This window comes from Marinomonas sp. HM11-D (assembly GCF_057626615.1).
The window spans coordinates 1-21632 of the sequence record NZ_JBMMKT010000002.1 but is presented as its reverse complement, the minus strand read 5'-3'; the positions used below and the strand labels follow the sequence as shown (position 1 = coordinate 21632).

General features: G+C 47.1%; 18 protein-coding genes. 5 read left to right on the top strand and 13 right to left on the bottom strand.

What is annotated here, in order from left to right:
* The first annotated feature begins 27 nt into the window (after positions 1-27).
* Together ACOSVP_RS02490 and ACOSVP_RS02485 are read left to right on the top strand one after the other, a co-directional pair.
* Positions 28-1635: a sensor histidine kinase gene (locus tag ACOSVP_RS02490; RefSeq protein WP_487345936.1), complete on the top strand. Its 1608-nt coding sequence runs from the start codon at positions 28-30 to the stop codon at positions 1633-1635.
* Entirely contained in the window at positions 1632-2309 is a 678-nt protein-coding gene (locus ACOSVP_RS02485; RefSeq protein WP_487345935.1) for a response regulator, read from the top strand. The genes ACOSVP_RS02490 and ACOSVP_RS02485 overlap by 4 nt, the downstream gene beginning before the upstream one ends.
* Here the strand turns inward: ACOSVP_RS02485 and ACOSVP_RS02480 are convergent.
* Positions 2281-3159 carry a DMT family transporter gene (locus tag ACOSVP_RS02480; protein WP_487345934.1) on the bottom strand — a complete coding sequence of 293 codons (879 nt, stop codon included), beginning with the start codon at positions 3157-3159 and terminating at the stop codon, positions 2281-2283. The two genes, ACOSVP_RS02485 and ACOSVP_RS02480, sit on opposite strands and share 29 nt — an antisense overlap.
* 121 nt (positions 3160-3280) lie before the next feature.
* Here ACOSVP_RS02480 and ACOSVP_RS02475 point away from each other — a divergent pair, with 121 nt between their 5' ends.
* Positions 3281-3769 carry a MarR family winged helix-turn-helix transcriptional regulator gene (locus tag ACOSVP_RS02475; RefSeq protein ID WP_487345933.1) on the top strand — a complete coding sequence of 163 codons (489 nt, stop codon included), beginning with the start codon at positions 3281-3283 and terminating at the stop codon, positions 3767-3769.
* Position 3770: 1 nt separating this feature from the next.
* Here ACOSVP_RS02475 and ACOSVP_RS02470 read toward each other — a convergent pair whose 3' ends face one another.
* The 3 genes from ACOSVP_RS02470 to ACOSVP_RS02460 all read right to left on the bottom strand — a co-directional run bounded on the left by ACOSVP_RS02470 (position 3771) and on the right by ACOSVP_RS02460 (position 6884).
* Positions 3771-4241 (bottom strand): hypothetical protein, encoded by a 471-nt coding sequence (locus ACOSVP_RS02470; protein WP_487345932.1) that lies wholly within the window; start codon positions 4239-4241, stop codon positions 3771-3773.
* A gap of 118 nt (positions 4242-4359) precedes the next feature.
* A complete protein-coding gene (gene lhgO, locus ACOSVP_RS02465) occupies positions 4360-5577 on the bottom strand; it encodes an L-2-hydroxyglutarate oxidase (protein ID WP_487345931.1) in 1218 nt (405 codons plus the stop codon).
* 62 nt (positions 5578-5639) lie between these two features.
* Positions 5640-6884 (bottom strand): gallate dioxygenase, encoded by a 1245-nt coding sequence (locus ACOSVP_RS02460; RefSeq protein WP_487345930.1) that lies wholly within the window; start codon positions 6882-6884, stop codon positions 5640-5642.
* Between the two features lie 98 nt (positions 6885-6982).
* Between ACOSVP_RS02460 and ACOSVP_RS02455 the strand changes: the two genes are divergently transcribed.
* Positions 6983-7885, top strand: a complete 903-nt coding sequence (locus tag ACOSVP_RS02455) for a LysR family transcriptional regulator (RefSeq protein WP_487345929.1) — start codon at positions 6983-6985, stop codon at positions 7883-7885.
* A gap of 251 nt (positions 7886-8136) precedes the next feature.
* Here the strand turns inward: ACOSVP_RS02455 and sucD are convergent, their stop codons facing one another.
* From sucD to sdhC, 9 genes are all read right to left on the bottom strand, one after another.
* On the bottom strand, positions 8137-9009 hold the full coding sequence (gene sucD / locus ACOSVP_RS02450; RefSeq protein WP_487345928.1) for a succinate--CoA ligase subunit alpha: 873 nt from the start codon (positions 9007-9009) through the stop codon (positions 8137-8139).
* Between the two features lie 2 nt (positions 9010-9011).
* Complete coding sequence (gene sucC / locus ACOSVP_RS02445) at positions 9012-10178, bottom strand: ADP-forming succinate--CoA ligase subunit beta (RefSeq protein ID WP_487345927.1); 1167 nt, start codon at positions 10176-10178, stop codon at positions 9012-9014.
* A 90-nt stretch (positions 10179-10268) separates the two neighbouring features.
* On the bottom strand, positions 10269-11708 hold the full coding sequence (lpdA, locus tag ACOSVP_RS02440) for a dihydrolipoyl dehydrogenase (RefSeq protein ID WP_487345926.1): 1440 nt from the start codon (positions 11706-11708) through the stop codon (positions 10269-10271).
* 81 nt (positions 11709-11789) lie between these two features.
* Complete coding sequence (gene odhB / locus ACOSVP_RS02435) at positions 11790-13307, bottom strand: 2-oxoglutarate dehydrogenase complex dihydrolipoyllysine-residue succinyltransferase (protein ID WP_487345925.1); 1518 nt, start codon at positions 13305-13307, stop codon at positions 11790-11792.
* Between the two features lie 31 nt (positions 13308-13338).
* On the bottom strand, positions 13339-16176 hold the full coding sequence (locus tag ACOSVP_RS02430; protein WP_487345924.1) for a 2-oxoglutarate dehydrogenase E1 component: 2838 nt from the start codon (positions 16174-16176) through the stop codon (positions 13339-13341).
* Between the two features lie 352 nt (positions 16177-16528).
* The gene (locus tag ACOSVP_RS02425) at positions 16529-17233 is read right to left on the bottom strand and encodes a succinate dehydrogenase iron-sulfur subunit (protein WP_487345923.1); all 705 of its coding nucleotides are present in this window, start codon (positions 17231-17233) and stop codon (positions 16529-16531) included.
* Positions 17234-17245: 12 nt separating this feature from the next.
* Positions 17246-19018, bottom strand: coding sequence for a succinate dehydrogenase flavoprotein subunit (gene sdhA / locus ACOSVP_RS02420; RefSeq protein ID WP_487345922.1), 1773 nt, complete (start codon positions 19016-19018; stop codon positions 17246-17248).
* A 3-nt stretch (positions 19019-19021) separates the two neighbouring features.
* On the bottom strand, positions 19022-19369 hold the full coding sequence (gene sdhD, locus ACOSVP_RS02415) for a succinate dehydrogenase, hydrophobic membrane anchor protein (RefSeq protein WP_487345921.1): 348 nt from the start codon (positions 19367-19369) through the stop codon (positions 19022-19024).
* A complete protein-coding gene (sdhC, locus tag ACOSVP_RS02410) occupies positions 19363-19740 on the bottom strand; it encodes a succinate dehydrogenase, cytochrome b556 subunit (protein ID WP_487345920.1) in 378 nt (125 codons plus the stop codon). Before sdhC ends, sdhD begins: the two co-directional genes overlap by 7 nt.
* A 560-nt stretch (positions 19741-20300) precedes the next feature.
* Here sdhC and gltA point away from each other — a divergent pair.
* Positions 20301-21584 carry a citrate synthase gene (gltA, locus tag ACOSVP_RS02405; protein ID WP_487345919.1) on the top strand — a complete coding sequence of 428 codons (1284 nt, stop codon included), beginning with the start codon at positions 20301-20303 and terminating at the stop codon, positions 21582-21584.
* Positions 21585-21632 lie beyond the last annotated feature (48 nt).

Below are 21632 nucleotides of genomic sequence, written 5' to 3'. Positions count from 1 at the left end.
CTTCTTTATAATGCTTGGTATTCGCCCATGAACGCCAATACCATGACACTCAAATCCTATCTCACTGCGATCATTCTATTTACCATCACCCTGATCATTGCGGTATCAGGTGGATTATTGGTATTTGTCACCAAGCAAACCTACCTAGATGGTGTGAGTCAACGGGGCATTGAGTTGGCAAAAGTATTGGCCAACGACGCGCATGTGATCCAAGCCACTCAGCGCTCGAACCAAGGGTCGTTTGAAAGCATCCGTGACTACATCGAAACCATTCGCGCCAAAACCGATGCGTCTTATATCGTGGTGACCAATAAAGACGGTATTCGCTTAAGCCATCCAGAACAGGAGCGCGTTGGCGAACGCTTTATTGGCGAGGACATCCAGCCCACTTTAGCGCAAGGACTGACTCGTACCACGGTAGCAACGGGCTCTTTAGGTTCAGCGATCCGTAACTTTGCCCCCATAACAGTGAACGGAGACGTTATCGGAGCCGTCAGTATTGGTTACCTTGATCAGTCAATCACAGACCTGCTGTTTAACTACTACCTTGAGGCCATTCTTTGGCTCGGTTTTATTTACATCAGCGCTATTATTCTGACCTTATCCTTGCTGAGTAAATTAAAGCGTACCTTCTTGGAATATGAGCCAGAAGAAATCGTACAACGCTTTAAAGAACACAGCTTGCTGCTCGGTAGCATTCGCGAAGGCATTATTGCTATTGATCGACAACACAAGATCACTGCGATTAATGATGCTGCGAGCTATTGGCTGGCACCGGATCAAGATCATGAGAAGCTGATTGGTTTACCACTTGAGGAACTGTCGCAAGGTCTATCTCTACTGATTGTCGATAGTCTAAGTAATCGTAGTAAACACTCGATTACCTTGGGTCGCCATGATTTTGCCGCATCGCTCTACCCATTAAATGTCGAAAGCACAGATTCGGGCTATTTGATCGTTTTGAACCACGAACAAGATATGTCTGAGCTGGAGCAAGAATTGGCGCGCACCACGGCCTATGCCCATCAGCTACGCGCAAAAACCCATGAACACAATAACAAGCTCAACGTCATCTCGGGCTTATTGCAAGCCGGCAAAACCCAAGCTGCCATCGATTATTTACAGCAAGAGAGCGACCTACACCAAAATATGCTCGGTGCCTTGGTGAAAAGCATCGAAAACAGTCCGGTCGCAGGCATGCTCTTGTCCAAGTATAATTACGCCACCGAACACCAGATTGCCTTCACCTTAGATGAAGACAGCCAATTAAAAAATTACGACCAATCCGTTAATGACGATCTGATTAGCTTGATTGGTAACTTACTGGAAAACGCCTTTTACGCAGCCACCCATAACCCAAATGCCCAAGCGACTACGGATCTTTTTATCAGTGATCGCACCAGTTATTTAATGATTACTGTGGCAGACAGTGGTGCTGGCGTAGATGAGAAAATCGCCCAACGCATCTATGATTTAGGCGTCAGTAGTAAACCTGACCCATCACAACATGGCGTTGGCCTCTATTTGGTTAGTCGTATCGTTAAACGCTACAATGGCAGCCTTGACTGGGAACACAGCAACGAAAACACCACGGTGTTTAGTGTGTACCTAGATAAACGAGAGTTAGAACAATGACACAATATTCTGTTTTGATCGTAGAAGACGATCAACAAGCCAGCTACACCCTTGAGCAAGCCGTCAATCAGCATCCTTTATTTAAAGTGATCGCCGCCGCGGAGTCGGTGGCAGAAACGCATATCTACCTAAAACAACAGCCCGATCTGATCCTATTAGACATCAGTCTGCCGGATGGCAATGGCATGGAATTGTTGCGCGAAATCCGTCAACAAAATCTCAGTGCATCGGTGATTATGACCACGGCAGAGCGAGAATCGAGCATGGTGGCGCAAGCCATTCAATTCGGCGTTAACGATTACTTGGTTAAACCACTACGCTTGTCTCGCGTACATCAAGCCCTGAATGACTTTGTCGCATTCCAGTCCAAATTAGAAGAATCCGATCATATCGATCAACTGCAGATTGATGACCTGATGCGCAAAAGCAAAACGCCGAGCAAAATTCGCAAGACCCCAAAAGGCATTGATGCCACCACTTTGGCAACCATGGTCGAGCACATTAAACTGCGCCAAGAGCCCTTCTCTGCCCAAGAAATAGGCGATGAACTGGAGCTCAGCCGCATCACCGCCCGTCGTTACTTAGAGTATTTAGAAGAGCAAGGCATGGTCAGCATGAGCCTAAACTACAATACCGGCGGCCGTCCTAAGCAGCTGTATCATGTGGTTGGCTAAAGCTAGTTGTTCTAGGTAATTGGCTCTTAAAACGGATATTCGCGACCAATAAAGAGCCAATCACCAGCGCCACACCTAGCCACTGCAAAACCCCTAAGCTCTCTTGCATTGTCCACATACCTAACCCTACGGCGACGATCGGGTTTAATAGGGATAACATGCCAAACGTATTCGGCCCCACTTGTTTAATGGCGTTTACCGCGATCAAGTAGCCAATAGCAGTATTTAGGATTACTAACCAAATTAGCCCCGGTACTTGAGACATAGTGATCATGCTCGGAGCGCCTTCAAAGAACCAGGCAATGGGTACCAACAGCACGCCAGACATCAAGAGCTGCCAAGTGGCCACACCAAGGATGTCATCCACTTGCCAATGCTTAGTCAGCAAGGTCGCAATCGCCACCACCAGCGTTGCCCCCAATGCGCAGCCCACCCCGATGGGATCTAAATTGGCCGATGGATTGAGCAGTAATAACACCCCAACAAGGCCGACTAATGCACTCAATGTGGCTTTAAACTGTGGCGTTTTGCCTTGCGCTAGCCATTGAATCACGATCAAGAGTAGCGGCAAGGTCGCCCCCAAAGTGCCTGCGACACTGCCTGGCAATCGGTAAGCGGCCATCATCAGCAAAATGAAAAACAAGCTGATATTAAAAAATCCCAACACAAACACCTTACCTAAATGCATACGTGGCAGGCGGCGTACAAATAGCCAGAGAAAGACTCCAGCCCCCAAGGCACGCCAAACCGCCATCCAGATCGGTGGCAAGTCTGTTAAAAATAGCCCTACGGCAGCGTAAGTACTGCCCCACAAGATTGGCGCCAGTGCCGCCAGCAAGATTGGATACATAACACCTCATCATTTTATCTTTTGAAAAAGATACTTTCACGAAAGATATTGTTTTGAGACATCAAAATCAAGTATCTTTTCTAAAAGATACTTTTTTATAAGCAATTTGATGGAAGCCCCCATGCCAGACCACGTCGCCAAGCTGTTACAGCAATGGCAAACCGTCCGCCCAGAATTAGACGCCAGTCCGATGGGTATCATTGGCCGAATTGGCCGAATGCAAAAATTTCTCATGCCTGAGATTGAAAGCATTATCCAGCAGCATGGCATGACGCAGATTGAGTTTGACCTCATGGCAACCCTACGCCGTGCCGATGGCCCTCTCACACCGACAGAGCTTTACAAGACCACCATGCTCTCTTCTGGAGCCGTATCGAGTAAGTTGGATAAACTGGTTGAAAAGCAATGGGTGGAGCGATTACTGAATGAAGAAGATCGCCGCAGTTGTCGCGTGGCGCTAACGGAAAAAGGTCTCGCTGTGATTGATCCGGCTGTCAATGCGCATGTTGAGAACCAAAAAAAACTCCTCGCAAGCTTAACTTGCGAGGAGCAACAGACGTTAGCAAACCTTTTGGCCAAATGGCTTGGCGAGTATGAAAAGCGGCTGTGAATTAATTCAAAGAGCTCTTCAAAGTATTTAAAGAGGCATAGCGTTCGGTAGAAGCCATCTCTACCGCACGCTTCAAGGCATCAGGGGTTTGATACACTTGCGTCATAAATTGCTGGCCTTCGATTTGCTTCGCATCTAGATAATCATGCTCAACTAACCACCCTTTCAGCGCTTGTTGGTCTAATTGACCATCAGGAAGCTTCATCTTACTCATGTCTTCTTCAGATAACTGAGCCATTCTTCCCCCCGGCAGATAAATCGCACCGGTAATAAAATCGACACCAAACGCCACCACACCAGGAACAAACCAAAACAATAACCCCAAGGCATCCAAAGCCACCACACCGATATCAAGCTTACCGCCGCTTTGTCCCTGACGCTCAGGGTAAATTAAAGTGCCACATGCCGCCAACTGTGAAGCGATTAGAGAACCAACAACGACTTTGGTCATCCCTTTCGATGTAATACTCATGCGTCTCTCCTTTTGAAAACTGACACTTTTAATTTGGCTCTATAACCGCAACTTATCAAGTCAGTGGCGCAACTTGGCCTTTGTTTGCCACTTTTTAGCACATTACTTAGACTTCAAATCAATTACCTGACAGTTGCTGTTCGAGTTTGTTGATGATGTATTCACCAATAGGAAACGCACTGGTGGCAGCAGGCGATGGCGCGTTACACACATGCAAGGTGCGTGGGCTTTGTGCGAACAGAAAATCATGCACCAGCTTACCGTCTTTGGTCACCGCTTGAGCACGGATGCCTGCTGGATAGGGTTCCAAATCGGACAATTGCACGCTGGGACAATACTTTTTTACTTCTTTTAAATAACCGGATTTGTTCCAAGAGTTGTAAGTTTCTTTAAGACCAATTTTCCAGTAGTTCTTGAGCAAGCGCCAATAGCCCGCAAAGCTCAGCATACTCACCATATCCTTGATGCTGATATTGATTCGACCGTAGCCTTCACGCTTCCAACCCTGTACCGCATTCGGCCCAACGGTGACCGAGCCATCAATCATGCGCGTTAAATGTACTCCCAGAAATGGCAACTCAGGATCTGGGATCGGATAGATAAGATGGTTGACGATCTGATTATGATACGGACTCAAGCGATAGTATTCGCCGCGAAATGGCACAATTTGAAAATCGGTTGCAATGCCTAACATCTTGGTTAAGCGATCAGCCATTAGGCCACCACACGACACAAGATAACGCGTCATAAACTGACCACGATTAGTCTCAATCGTAACGCCAGAACGATCTTCGCTGAGCCCTATGACTTGCGTCGCTAACTGTATTTCACCGCCTAAGTTCTGCACTAGCTCCGCTAATTTCTCACACAGCTTGCGGTAGTTCACAATGCCTGTAGAAGGCACAAACAAGGCCCCTTTACCGACTACATTTGGCTCACGCTGTTGCAGCTCGGCTTGGGTCAAATAATGCACTTCCAAATCATTGGTCTGACAACGCTCATACAAAGCATCCATACGTTGCAATTCAAGTGCATTAGTCGCGACCAAGAGTTTGCCGCATTCTTCGTAAGGAATCTTATGAGTCTGACAAAAGGCCTTAGTGGCAGCCGCGCCTTGTTTGCAAAACTTGGCTTTTAAACTTCCTGGGGTATAGTAAACGCCCGCGTGAATCACCCCTGAATTATGTCCTGTCTGATGAGTCGCGACTTGTTGCTCTTTCTCGATAACTACTAGGCGTTTTTGAGGGTATTTCTGCAGTAGTTGCCAAGCAGTTGATAATCCAACAATTCCTGCGCCAACAATGGCAATATCATAATCCATAGATCTTTTCTGCATTGAGAGGTCACTCCCCCGTTGATTTATACGCATCATAGCAGAGGGAGTGAAATGGGTCTCTGTTAGCTGGCTTTCGCCGACACCGAATATTGCATTGCTACTTTGCGCGAGGCTTGGAACTCCGCCATGGTCTCGCCACGCATAGCAGCATACACCTCAGGGTTAGAGCGCCCTAACACCGCGGCCATTTTCTCCAAACAGAAGAAAATCACGCCATAACGAATCAGCTCAATCCATTGTAGTCCGCTTACCATGGCCTGCTCTTCGGCCGTTAAATCGAATTTTTGCATCAGTGCCGCTTGCTCATGGATAAAGCGCTCTCGATGCTTGGGCTCAGTCAGACGACGTAAGAAATCATTTAAGCGATAAGCGCGATGGCTGGTTTCCACAGTAAAAGGATAGGTGCCTTCAAGTTGCTCAATGCCTTGGATTTGCGCCATGGGATTGAGCTCGGATAACTCATTGGTACGCTGCTCCTCCAAAATTAAGGTCGAGATATTGGTCATGGAAGGGCAATAGTTGGCCTTATGCACACAGAGGATATCATCCGATAAAGCACCGCGCATAATCAGCCACATGATCACCTCAGCGCCCTCCATACCGCCTTTGGTCGCATACTCTGCATGGGTAAGCTGGGTCAAAGATTCAGGCTCAGTCTCTAAACGTTGTAAGAACTCTTCATCCCAAGGCTCATTGTTAAAGCCACAGCGCTCCCCATGTACTTGGTGAGATAAGCCTCCCGTGGCAATAATGGCTACATTCAGGTCTTCTGGGTAACTCAAAATCGCTTGTCGCAGTGCTTTACCAAAGTCATAACAACGCTTTGCGCTAGGGGCTGGAAACTGCAGCACACCCACTTGAAGGGGGACAACAGCTCCCTGCCATGCACCCTCCTCAGCCGGCACCATCATGGAATACGGTGAAAAGAAGCCATGATCGAGCGGCTTCTTCTGGAATGTGGAAAGATCGAATTCTTGCTGGGCCATGGCAAAGGCAATATGGCGGGACAAGGCTTGATGAGCCTTCGCCGCTGGAAAGTCACGGGCACCACCACCCTCATCGGCGGTTACGTATTGATCGTCAATGCCCAATACAAAAGGTGAATAGTGATCAAAGAAGAACGACGTCACATGGTCATTAAAGATAAAAAACAACACATCGGCTTGTTTATCCGCCAGCCATTGTTTAATGACATCAAAGCCTTCAAAAATAGGTGCCCAAGCGGGATCTGACACCTTATTAGCATCTTTTGCAAAGGCAATGGTGGGTGAATGGGAGGCGCCGATACCGCCAATAATATTTGCCATAATTCTGCTCTCATTATCGTTTAGGAGTGATAGCCAACAGAATATTGAGATATAGTTATGGAAACAATTACCTTAAAAATGACAAAGCGTTTCCAAAAATGAACCATAATCCCCAGATCCTAAAAGACCTGCCCGCTTTTTATTGGAGTGCTCGCTTGCTCAATATGTCCGAGGCAGCGCTTGCCTTAGAAATGACCAAGGCCACGGTAAGTAAAGCCATCAGTCGTCTAGAGTCGACTTATCAGGTGCGTTTAATGGAGCGTAACTCTCGGAACATTCGTCTGACGCCTGAGGGACAAACCCTGTTTGAATTCGCTGAACGGGTGCTGCAGCTGACCGATGAAGCGGGCCATGCCTTAAGCGGTTTGCAGCAAACACCTCAAGGTAGCGTGCATATCGGCGTACCGTTAGCCTTTAGTCGTGAAGTCCTCGCGCCCCATCTGGCTGAGTTCCAGCGCCAATATCCTCTTATTCAGTTACGCATTCAGACCAGTCATCACCCGATGGACGTGTTGAAAGAAGACCTTGATATGGCCATTATGGTGGGCTCTATGGAGAACTCTGAACTGGTCGTTAAGACGCTCTACCCTAGCAAGCTGGTATGGGTGACATCACCAAACTACAGCCAACAGATCAAAGTGCCGCTGACACCCGACACATTAAAGCCTCATATCTTGTTTTGCGAAACGCGTTATCACAAACACCAATTTCATGTGAACTACCTAGGGCAACCCTATTGTTTGGATCTAAGTGGCGTTAATAGCTGTAACGATCCTCTCGTCGTACGCGAGGCGGTGTTACAAGGAGCGGGGATTAGTATGCTGCCAGATCAGTATTGCAATGGCTTAATTCGAGCGGGGCAGCTGGTGGAAGTGTGTCGCGATATTGAAATGAAGGAAGATGCGGCGCAATTAAAGTTGGTCTATCCAAGCAGACATTACCGCTCAACGCGAGTGCGAGCGGTGGCCGAATTTATCGAAGGAATTTGTCAGACGTTATAGCAGGTTATAAGGCAGCTCAGATACCACCCAGGCCAGTTTGCCGATATCCATTGCCGCGGCACTGATAATAACGATTCCAAGTAACTTCATGACATATTCCAAGATATTGTTTTAATTAATGCCATGATACGGAATCAAGTTATAGATGCATGCCAATTTGCACTCTTTTACAGTCAATACGTTTTCTTTACGACAAAAAAATCCCTGCACTAGGCAGGGATTTTTATAATCAATTTCTGTTAAGCGATTGCTTACCAGCCAGTGATTTCTTTTAGCGCTGCGCCGATGTCTGCTAGAGAGCGAACAGTCTTAACGCCTGCGTCTTGTAGTGCTGCGAATTTCTCGTCAGCCGTACCTTTACCACCAGAGATGATCGCACCCGCGTGGCCCATACGCTTACCAGCAGGAGCCGTTACACCAGCGATGTAAGATACAACAGGCTTAGTCACGTTTGCTTTGATGTAAGCAGCTGCTTCTTCCTCTGCCGTACCACCGATCTCACCGATCATAACGATCGCTTCAGTTTGTGGATCGTTTTGGAACATTTCTAGTACGTCGATGAAGTTAGTACCTGGGATTGGGTCACCACCGATACCAACACAAGTAGATTGACCGTAACCAGCATCCGTTGTTTGTTTAACGGCTTCGTACGTCAAAGTACCAGAACGAGAAACGATACCTACTTTACCTGGCAAGTGGATGTGACCAGGCATGATACCGATTTTACACTCTCCAGGAGTGATAACACCTGGACAGTTAGGGCCGATTAGGCGAACACCTAGCTCGTCACACTTAACTTTACAGTCAAGCATATCAAGCGTAGGAACACCTTCAGTGATACAAACGATTAGTTTGATACCAGCGTTCGCTGCTTCAAGGATAGAATCCTTAACGAAAGGCGCTGGAACGTAGATAACAGACGCTTCAGCGCCAGTCGTTTCAACCGCTTCTTTCACTGTGTTGAATACAGGTAGACCTAGGTGAGTTTGACCACCTTTACCTGGTGTTACACCACCAACCATTTTTGTACCGTAAGCAATCGCTTGCTCAGAGTGGAAAGTACCTTGGCCGCCAGTGAAACCTTGACAGATTACTTTAGTATCTTTGTTAATTAGAACAGACATTATTATTTGCCCTCCGCAGCTTTAACAACTTGTTCAGCTGCGTCTTTTAGACTTTTCGCAGCAATGATGTCTAGACCAGAGTTCGCTAGAACTTCACGGCCTTTCTCTGCGTTAGTACCTTCTAGACGTACAACAACAGGAACGTTTACACCTACCTGCTCAACTGCACCGATGATACCTTCTGCGATCATGTCACAACGTACGATACCACCGAAGATGTTAACCAATACCGCTTTAACATTGCTGTCAGAAAGAATGATCTTGAACGCTTCCGCTACACGCTCTTTGGTCGCGCCGCCACCAACGTCAAGGAAGTTAGCTGGTTTACCACCATGTAGGTTTACGATGTCCATAGTACCCATCGCTAGACCTGCACCGTTAACCATACAGCCAACGTTACCATCAAGTGCTACGTAGTTTAGTTCCCACTGAGCTGCATGGGCTTCACGCTCATCTTCTTGAGATGGATCGTGGAACTCTTGCATTTTCTTCTGACGGTATACAGCGTTGCTGTCGATGTTGATCTTACCGTCTAGACAGTGAAGGTTGCCTTCTTCAGTGATTACTAGAGGGTTGATCTCTAGTAGCGCGAAGTCGTAGTCGTGGAACATTTGCGACAAACCTAGGAAGATCTGAGTGAACTGCTTGATTTGCGCAGCGTTCAGACCCATTTTGAATGCCATTTCGCGTGCTTGGTATGGCTGTGCACCTACAAGTGGATCGATGATCGCTTTGTGGATTAGCTCAGGCGTTTCCTCAGCTACTTTCTCGATCTCAACACCACCTTCAGTAGAGGCCATGAACACTACGCGACGAGTAGAACGGTCTACTACAGCGCCTAGGTACAATTCGTTCGCGATGTCAGTGCAAGATTCCACTAGGATCTTAGCAACAGGCTGACCTTTTTCGTCAGTTTGGTAAGTTACTAGGTTTTTGCCTAACCAGTTCGCTGCGAATTCTTTTACTTCTTCCAAAGAATCAACAAGCTTCACACCGCCCGCTTTACCGCGGCCACCAGCGTGAACCTGAGCTTTAACAACCCACTTGTCACCACCAATTTTCTTCGCTGCTTCTACTGCCTCTTCTGGCGTGTCTACTGCGTACCCTGTTGATACTGGCAGGCCGTATTCAGCAAATAGCTGTTTCGCCTGATATTCATGTAGGTTCATTTGATTCTTCCGCTCATCTTAATGATTGACATAAGTCTGTCTGTTCGACAGAAATTGCCGGCTTCTCAGCCGGCAAATCGAATTTTGTTGTTATTTACGCTTACGGTTTGCAATGTGGATCGCGTGGCCATCTACTGCAAGCGCTGCTTCGTGTACTGCTTCACTTACTGTTGGGTGAGCGAATACAGTTAGAGCGATGTCTTCTGCAGTTGAGCCAAATTCCATTGCGATAACCGCTTGTGCGATCAAATCAGCCGCGTGACCACCGATGATGTGGCAGCCTAGGATGCGATCTGTTTCTTCACAAGCAATAATCTTAACGAAACCATCCGTGTCGTTAGCAGCCATGGCACGACCAGACGCAGCAAATGGGAATTTACCCACTTTGAAGTTAACGCCTTCGGCTTTTAGTTGCTGTTCGTTCTTACCAACCCAAGCTAGTTCTGGGTGAGTGTAGATAACAGATGGGATGCAATCGTAGTTCATTTGCGCTTTGTGGCCAGCGATGATGTCAGCAACCATTACACCTTCTTCAGAGGCTTTGTGCGCTAGCATTGGGCCACGAACGATATCACCGATCGCGAATACACCAGGAACGTTGGTACGGCACTGCTCGTCAACGAATACGAAACCACGCTCGTCTAGGTTAACGCCAGAGTCAGCCGCTAGACAGCCGTCAGTGAATGGCTTACGACCTACCGCTACGATTAGCTTGTCAAACGTTTGCTTCTGCTCTTCGCCTTTGGCATCAAGGTAAGTTACTTCAACTTCTTCACCCTTGATTTCGCTGCCCGTTACACGAGCACCAACGCGAATGTCTAGACCTTGTTTCTTGAAGATCTTAGCCGCTTCTTTCGCTAGATCTTGGTCACATAGGCTTAGGAATTGATCTTGTGCTTCTAGAACCACAACTTCAGAACCTAGACGCTTCCATACAGAGCCTAGCTCTAGACCGATAACGCCGGCACCGATTACACCAAGACGTTTAGGCACAGCACGGAAATCTAGTGCACCTTCGTTATCAACGATGATGTCGCCAGTACGCGGTGCTGGTGGAATGTTCACAGGTACAGAACCTGTCGCTAGGATCACGCTGTCCGCTTCAAATGTTTGAACTGAACCGTCGTGGGCTGTGAATTCAACTTTCTTGTTAGCCAACAGTTTACCAAAACCTTCAAAGCTGGTTACGCCGTTTGCTTTGAATAGACCTGCGATACCGCCAGTCAATTGGTTAACAATTTTGTCTTTGCGATCAACCATCGCATTCACGTCCATTGATACGCCATCAATGCCAATACCGTGAACTGAGAATTCTTCTTTCGCATCGTGGTACTTGTGCGAAGAGTCCAATAGAGCTTTAGATGGGATACAACCTACGTTCAAACATGTACCACCTAGACGAGGATTGTTGTCTTTATCTAGCCACTTTTCGATACATGCCGTTTTTAGACCCAATTGCGCTGCGCGAATCGCTGCAACATAACCACCTGGGCCACCACCAATTACGATAACATCAAATTTATTAGACATAGGGTTTATCCATTGTTGTTGCTAGGGCGTTGTGCGCCCTAGCAAATTATTACTCTAATCCACAGAAGTGGGTGCGATTACTTAGATTTCAAGCAGTAGACGTGCTGGATCTTCTAGTAGGTCCTTGATGGTTACAAGGAACTGCACCGCTTCTTTACCGTCGATCATACGGTGATCGTATGACAACGCTAGGTACATCATTGGTTGGATTACAACCTGACCGTTAACCGCCATTGGGCGTTCTTGGATTTTGTGCATACCCAAGATTGCAGTTTGAGGTGGGTTAAGGATAGGTGTCGACATTAGGGAACCGAAGATACCGCCGTTAGTGATAGTGAATGTACCACCTTGCATATCTTCCATGCCTAGTTTGCCGTCACGACCACGTACTGCGAAGTCCATGATGCCTGCTTCAATGTCTGCAAGACCCATTGCTTCAGTGTTACGTAGTACTGGCACCATCAAACCACGATCAGTTGATACTGCTACACCGATGTCTTGGTAGCCATGGTAAACCATGTCGTTGCCATCGATCGATGCGTTGACTGCAGGGAATCGTTTCAATGCTTCTGTCGCTGCTTTCACGAAGAACGACATGAAGCCTAGTTTAGTGCCATTGTGAGTTTTCTGGAACAAGTCTTTGTACTTGCTACGCAGCTCCATCACAGGGCCCATGTTCACTTCGTTGTAAGTGGTTAACATTGCAGCAGTTTGCTGTGCTTCCACTAGACGTTTAGCGATGGTTGCACGTAGACGTGTCATAGGCACGCGTTTCTCAACACGGCCATCTGCACTTAGTGGTGCTGGTGCAGCTGGAGCCGCTTTCGCTGGTGCTGCCGCAGGCGCCGCTGCAGCTTTGTTCTTAACTGCTGCTTCTACGTCTTCTTTAGTGATACGACCACCTTTGCCAGTGCCTTTCACTTGTGCCGCCGTTAGACCTGCTTCAGCCAAGGCTTTACGTGCCGCCGGGCCCGCTACTGCATCTTCGTCACCTGCTTCGTCTGCAACAGGTGCCGCTGCTTGAGGTGCTGCAGCAGGCGCCGAACCACCTTCAGCACCGATGGCAAAGTTTGCTAATACTTCAGCACTTAGCACGGTTTCGCCTTCCTGTTTCAGGATGTCAGCAATCACACCATCAGCTGGTGCAACCACTTCAAGCACAACTTTGTCGGTTTCGATGTCAACGATGTGCTCGTCACGTTTGCACGCTTCACCTGGCTGTTTGTGCCAAGCGGCAACCGTACCGTCTGCTACAGACTCTGGGAATGTAGGCGCTTTGATTTGCACGGTTTCTTTAGCTGCAGAAGCAGACGCTGCTGCTGGTGCTGCTGCCGCCGCCGCTGGCGCTTCAGACGCTGCTGCACCTGATTCAAAGATCGCTAGTACTTCAGCGCTTAGGACTACATCGCCCTCGCCTTTGATAACTTGCTTAAGAACGCCGTCCGCTGGAGCAACCACTTCAAGCACAACTTTGTCTGTTTCGATATCAACAATGTGCTCATCGCGTTTACATGCTTCGCCTGGCTGTTTGTACCAAGTAGCGACTGTGCCATCCGCTACAGATTCTGGAAACGTAGGTGCTTTAATTTCAATACTCATTTTTTACCCTTATCTCTGACAGGCAGTGGTGCTAGCCGACAATTGCGTCGTTAACCAGCGCTTCTTGTTCTTCAACGTGTACAGACATGTAGCCTGCTGCAGGTGCTGCAGAAGACATACGACCAGCGAAGCGGATCTTCACTTCTGGGTACAATCTGTCTAACACACGACTCATACGGTGACGGTTTGCATGCCAAGCGCCTTGGTTCTTAGGCTCTTCCTGACACCAAATCAGCTCTTCAACATTTTTGTACGGTTCCAAAATCGCTTCGAAATCAGCGTATGGGAATGGGTACAATTGCTCAAGACGAATGATCGCCACATCTTCTTTAGCCAACTCTTCACGACGGTTAAATAGGTCGTAGTAAACCTTACCGCTACAAAGCACCAGACGCTTAACGTTCTCTGGCTGAATATTCTCTGCGGCTTCTGGCAATACTGTTTTGAAGCTGCCTTCAGATAGATCTTCTAGCGTAGAGATTGCTTGTTTGTGGCGTAGCAAACTCTTCGGCGACATGATGATCAACGGACGACGCATTGGGCGAATCACCTGACGACGCAAGATGTGGAAGATCTGTGCTGGTGTCGTCGGTACACACACTTGAATGTTGTATTCCGCACACAACTGCATGAAACGCTCAAGACGCGCAGAGGAGTGCTCTGGGCCCTGACCTTCGTAACCGTGTGGCAACAACATCGTCAGACCACATAGACGGCCCCACTTGTGCTCACCACTGGTGATGAATTGGTCAATCACCACTTGCGCACCGTTAGCGAAGTCACCGAATTGTGCTTCCCAAACCACTAGGCCTTTTGGCGAAGTCGTTGAGTAACCGTATTCAAATGCAAGAACCGCTTCCTCAGATAGGTACGAGTCGTACAGATCTAGCGTTGGCTGATCATCTGACAAGTGCTTCAGAGGAATGTAGGTGCTGCCGTCTTTCTGACTGTGAATCACAGCATGACGGTGAGAGAACGTACCACGACCAGAATCCTGACCAGTAATACGGATTGGGTAACCCTGCTCAAGCAATGTTGCAAAAGCCAGTGTTTCAGCGTAACCCCAGTTGATTGGCATCGCGCCAGCGGTCATCTTATCGCGATCTTCATAGATCTTCATAACTTGACGCTGTACCACAACACCGTCTGGAATAGACGTTGTTTTCTTCGCCACTTCTTGTAGCTGAGCTAATGGGTAGGTGGTATCACCTGCATCCGTCCACTCAACACCAAGGTATGGCTTCCAATCAACAAATAGCTCTGAGTTGGATTCAAGTACCAAGCTCTTCGCTACGTGACGACCATTGTCTAGGTCTTCACGGTTTTCGTTGACCAGTTCATCCGCTTCCGCTTCGGTTACGATACCAGCAGCAATCAAGTCTTCTGCGTATTTTGTACGCGTCGTTTTCAAGCTATTGATGACTTTGTACATCAATGGCTGAGTACCTGATGGCTCATCGGTTTCGTTGTGACCACGACGGCGGTAACACACCATGTCGATCACTACATCACGACCGAACTCGTAACGGTAATCCAACGCTAGTTGGGTAACAAACAGAACCGCTTCTGGATCATCACCGTTTACGTGGAAGATCGGTGCCTGAATCATTTTCGCAACATCAGTTGCATATTCAGTCGAACGCGAGTCTTCTTGACGGTTAGTAGTAAAGCCGACCTGGTTGTTGATCACGATGTGCACAGTACCGCCAGTTTTGTAGGCGCGTGTTTGTGACATCTGGAAGGTTTCCATCACCACACCTTGACCAGCAAACGCTGCATCACCGTGGATGGAAATTGGTACGACTGTCTTACCCGTCTTGTCTTGACGACGATCTTGACGCGCACGCACAGAGCCCTCTACTACAGGAGATACGATCTCAAGGTGAGAAGGGTTGAATGCAAGCACGGTGTGAACTTCACCGCCCGCTGTCATCACGTTAGAAGAGAAACCTTGGTGGTATTTCACGTCACCAGAGGTGTTAACTAGCTTCTTACCTTCGAACTCGTCAAACAAGTCTTTCGGGTTTTTACCTAGCGTGTTAACTAATACGTTTAGACGACCACGGTGCGCCATACCGATCACAACTTCTTTCGCACCTAGTGCACCAGAACGTTGGATCAGCTCGTTCACCATTGGAATTAAGCTCTCACCACCTTCCAAACCGAAACGCTTCGCACCTGGGTAGCGACTGCCTAGGTATTTTTCTAGACCTTCTGCTGCCGTTAGGCGTTCTAGCAAAGCTTTGCGAGTTTCTTCTGAGTACTCAGGACGTGAGCGAACGGATTCAACACGTTGTTGCAACCAAGCTTTTTCTTGGGTGTCGACAATATGCATGAATTCGTAGCCGATAGAGCCACAGTAAGTTTTTTCTAGCTCAGAGATCATGTCCTTAAGCGGCATGTTTTCTTGATTGAAAAATAGTGAGCCAGTATTAAAGGAAGTATCTAGGTCGGCACCGGTTAATTGGTGGAAACCTAAATCAAGGTCAGCAACTTTTTCTCGTTTCTGAAGACCTAGTGGGTCTAGATTTGAGTGTTGGTGGCCTCGAACGCGGTAAGCGTTAATAAGTTGAAGAACATTGATCTGCTTTTGCTCATGCTCTGAGCTAGCTGCGACACCTGTAGAAACAGGAATGTTGCGGAACTTGTTTTTACCAAGTTCTAAGAATTGTTTTTGAATAACGGAGTGAGGAAGATCGGTTGACTGCGCTTCACTAACTCTCGGCAACTGATCAAAACATTTCCGCCATTCTTCCGATACTGAGTTGGGGTCAACTAAGTAGCTCTCAAACAGCCCCTCAACATATTCAAGGTTGCCCCCTGAAAAGTGAGAAGTGCTCCATAGCAACTCCATCAAACTTTCATGCATTCTCGATCACCCTTTTATGTTCGAGCCAGCTATCACCATGTTGTGATAACTCAAATTTTCATTCTGGTTAAACTAATCAGTGAAAAGTCGCCAGGTTATTATTTACTTTTACTAAATGACACTTAAACAGTCCAATTCTAAAGCACAGGTGCCTTACTTATTAGTAATAAATGGGGCTATTTAGTGTTTTTTCATGCCTAGATATATCTCTACCATGAAAAACTAAATTCTTCGCAACTCTTATTATATGCGGATTTAACGTTGCGTATAAATCCAGCATCAAAGTAGCCCCTATTTTATAGGAGCTACTTTGCTATGTACCATTATAAAAACGGTACGGGCATTTCAATTATCAGGTCGCACGCTGAATCAACATAGTACGAATGTTACCAATCGCTTTAGTTGGGTTCAGACCTTTTGGACAAACGTTGACACAGTTCATGATGCCGTGGCAACGGAATACACTGAACGGATCATCAAGATCGCCAAGACGCTCTTGCGTTGCTGTGTCACGGCTATCCGCCAAGAAACGGTAGGCTTGTAGCAAACCAGATGGACCGATGAACTTGTCTGGATTCCACCAGAAAGATGGACACGCAGTCGAACAACAAGCACACAAGATACACTCGTATAGACCATCAAGCTTTTCACGCTCTTCAGGGCTCTGCAGACGCTCAATTGCTGGCGCTGGTGTATCGTTGATCAAGAATGGCTTGATCTTTTCGTACTGTTTGTAGAACTGACCCATGTCCACAACAAGGTCACGGACCACTGGTAGACCTGGTAGCGGACGCAAGACAAGCTTGTTGTTCTTCGTCGCAGCCGATACTGGCGTGATACACGCTAGACCGTTTTTACCAGACATGTTCATACCGTCAGAACCACACACACCTTCACGGCATGAACGACGGTAAGAAATACTTGGATCTTGTGCTTTTAGAAGGTTTAGCACATCAAGCACCATCAAGTCTTTACCTGCTGGTAGCTCGATTTCGAAATCCTGCATGTAAGGCGCGTCGTCCTTCTCAGGATTGTAACGATAGATACTCACTAACATCGACATAACTCCTTAGTATGAACGAACTTTAGGTGGGAAAGCTTCCATAGTTTTTGGCGCGAAGTTTACATCACGCTTGGTCACTTTCTTCGTTGCTGGGTGGAACAGAGAGTGTTTCAACCAGTTCTCATCGTCACGTTCAGTAAAGTCATTACGGGCGTGTGCGCCACGGCTTTCTTTACGGAATTCCGCAGGAATCGCCGTTGCTTCCGCAACTTCTAGCAAGTTTTCAAGCTCAAGCGCTTCAATACGTGCAGTGTTGAATGCTTGACTCTTATCTTCAAGGTGCAGGTTCTCAACGCGCTTACGGATTTCTTTAAGCTGCTCAAGACCTTTCTGCATAGAAGGACCTTCACGGAATACACCGAAGTATAGCTGCATGGTTTTCTGAAGTTCTGCACGAACTTCTGCAACTGACTCGCCACCGGTTGAGCCGTTTAGGCGGTTTAAACGCGCCATTGCTTTTTCTACGTCCGTATCGCTAGCGTCCATAGAGTCGAAACCTTCATCTAGAGATTTCTTAACTTGTAGACCTACCGCACGACCGAATACCACCAAGTCTAGTAGCGAGTTACCACCTAGACGGTTAGCACCGTGTACCGATACACAGGCGATTTCACCACATGCATAAAGACCAGGAATGACCACATCTTCACCAGCATCATTTTGCAATAGTGCCTGACCACCAATGTTCGTTGGCACACCACCCATCATGTAGTGACAAGTCGGTACCACTGGAATTGGCTCTTTCACTGGGTCAACGTGAGCAAAAGTACGAGATAGCTCAAGGATACCTGGTAGACGCTTGTTCAGAGTCTCTTCACCTAGGTGATCCAATTTTAGAAGCACGTGGTCACCGTGTTCACCACAGCCACGACCTTCAAGAATTTCAAGAATCATTGAACGAGCTACCACGTCACGACCAGCAAGGTCTTTCGCGTTTGGCGCGTAACGTTCCATGAAACGTTCGCCGTCTTTGTTGATTAGGTAACCACCTTCACCACGACAGCCTTCTGTTACCAGCGTACCCGCACCGTAAATACCGGTTGGGTGGAACTGCCACATTTCCATGTCTTGCATTGGTACGCCAGCACGAAGTGCCATACCTACACCATCACCTGTGTTGATGTGTGCGTTAGTAGTAGACTGGAAGATACGACCTGCACCACCGGTTGCAAGTACCGTCGCTTTCGCTTTTAGGTAAACCACTTCACCTGTTTCAACACAGATAGAAACGGCACCAACGATTGCGCCTTCAGAGTTTTTCACCAAATCAACCGCGTACCACTCGTTAAAGAATGTCGTACCGCCTTTAAGGTTAGCTTGGTAAAGAGTGTGTAATAGCGCGTGACCTGTACGGTCTGCTGCAGCACAAGTACGCGCTGCTTGACCACCTTTACCGAAATCTTTCGATTGACCACCGAAAGGACGTTGGTAAATACGGCCATTTTCTTTACGAGAGAATGGTAGACCCATGTGCTCAAGCTCAAATACCGCTTGTGGACCTACAGAACACATGTACTCGATAGCGTCTTGGTCACCGATGTAGTCGGAACCTTTAACGGTATCGTACATGTGCCAGCGCCAATCATCATTTGGGTCTTCACTTGCAATCGCACAAGTGATACCACCTTGCGCAGATACCGTGTGTGAACGAGTTGGGAATACTTTCGTTACACACGCAGTGTTTAAACCAGATTCAGTCAACTGAAGTGCCGCACGCATACCTGCGCCACCACCACCAATTACAATGGCATCAAAAGAAATAGTACGAATATTAGCCATTACTTACAGCCCCCAAAGAACCTGAACACCCCATACGACGTAGATAAACATTACTAGGCCACATAGAGATTGAAAGAAGAAACGAACACCTGTTGCTTTAATGTAGTCAGTCGATACCGACCACAAGCCGATCCATGAGTGAATACCAACAGATAGCAGCGCTAGTAGAGAGAAAATGCGCATTGAAGTCGTTTCGAACAAACCACTCCACTGTTCGTACGTTAGATCTGGGTTAAGAAGCAAGTAACCGATAATGAAGATACTGTATACCGCCAATACTAATGCAGAAATACGCTGCATCATCCAGTCGTACAGACCCGAACGGCCAAAGCTAGTAATTTGAGTTACCATATCCATACCCCTGCTAATAGAATCAGAACAACAGCGATCACTAAGTTCGCTTTTGCCGCAGCGCGGCCACTTTCAAGTTCTTCGAAATGTCCCATGTCCATAAACAAGTGTTTAACACCCGCTACGAAATGGTACATCAGCGCTGAAACGACACCCCAAACGACAAATTTCGCTAGAAAATTGTTTTGTAGCACCTCTACCACTTGATCAAATCCTTGCTGTGAAGACAATGACTGATCAAACGCGTAGAACAGGAATACCAAACCAATAAATAGGATGATACCGGTCACACGGTGAAGGATAGAGACAATTGCGGTTACGGGCATTGATATTGTGGAAATATCAAGGTTGACTGGTCTTTTTTTGTTCACGACTCTTTACACCATTTTATTTGATTGAATGGTCAATCACGACCCAAATTCTAATGTCACCAAGGAAAAGCAAAGCTTCACTGGATCCATAGGCCTCCTTGAAAATCCCATCGATTTGCAAGCGACATTGGCACATGCGACTCAAACTTGCCAAATAACACCGACAAATCAATGAAATCATCGGGTGGCAATTATAGACTAGGCGAAAAACCTAAGACAAATAGACAGAACGTAGGGTTTCTGATGGTCGTCATTCACAAAATGAATGCACCCATAAACAAAAGCAATAATGGTATAAAATTACAGCTTTTCACCCCCACCAAAATTTAATTTTATTCTTAATAATCAAAGAACTAACGTAAATTAGATCAATATTCACCCACCCACCTCCTAGAATCTTGTTACAAATTTACAAAGAAATTACTAGGATCAACTAACTAGTAAAAATTTTGTCTAATTGACTTTGTAACCCCTAAGAAAGTATTTTTTCCGCACCTTCTGGGCCAGGAGAGCTAATTCAAGGCTCTTTGCCCCGGACCAGAGTACGAAGGAGACCAAAAATGGCTGACAAAAAAGCTCGCATAACGGTAGACGGTATCGATCAAACGATTGAACTTCCTGTATTAACAGGGACATTAGGACAAGACGTGATAGATGTAAGAACTTTAGGTTCTCACGGCGTCTTCACTTATGATCCTGGCTTCATGTCTACTGGCTCATGTGAATCTGCTATCACCTACATCGATGGTGATGCAGGCGTGCTTCTACATCGCGGTTACAAAATTGCCGATCTAGCACAACACTCAGATTACCTAGAAACTTGTTACCTACTTCTATACGGAGAGTTGCCAACTGCAGCGCAGAAAGCAGAATTCGTAGATACAGTTAAAAACCACACCATGGTGTCAGAATCCATGCAGAAGTTCCTTGATGGCTTCCGCAACGATGCTCACCCAATGGCGGTTATGGTAGGTCTAGTGGGTGCAATGTCTGCGTTCTACCAAGATCACATGGACATTACTGATCCTAAGCACCGCGAAATCGCAGCATTCCGCTTGATTTCTAAAATGCCAACCCTTGCAGCTATGTGTTACAAGTACTCAAAAGGTCAACCGACCATGTACCCACGTAACGACCTAGGCTACGCAGCAAACTTTCTACACATGATGTTTGCAACGCCATGTGAAGATTACAAAGTTAACCCTGTATTTGCGAAAGCAATGGACCGCATCTTTATCCTACACGCGGACCACGAGCAAAACGCTTCTACATCTACAGTACGTCTTGCAGGTTCATCCGGTGCAAACCCATTCGCATGTATTGCGGCAGGCTTTGTAACCCTTTGGGGCCCAGCTCACGGTGGCGCTAACGAAGCCGTGTTGAACATGCTTGAAGAAATTGGTGATGAGTCGCACATTGATGAATTCATTGCTAAAGCAAAAGACAAAAACGATCCGTTCCGCCTAATGGGCTTCGGTCACCGCGTTTACAAAAACTTCGACCCTCGTGCGAAAGTTATGCGTGAAACCTGTGACCAAGTATTGGCTGAACTAGGTCAATCTGATGATCCAATGCTGAAAATTGCGAAACGCCTAGAGCAAATCGCCCTAGAAGACCCTTACTTCGTAGAGCGTAAGCTGTACCCGAACGTAGACTTCTACTCTGGCATCATCATGAAAGCGATCGGCATTCCTACTTCTATGTTTACTGTAATCTTCGCCATGGCACGTACCATCGGCTGGATTTCACACTGGAATGAAATGATCGGTGGCGCATACAAGATCGGCCGTCCACGCCAATTGTATGTAGGTCACGCAGAACGCGACTACCCTGTTGAAAAATAAGGTTAAGTCATAAAAAAAGCGGCTATTAGCCGCTTTTTTTTGCTCTCA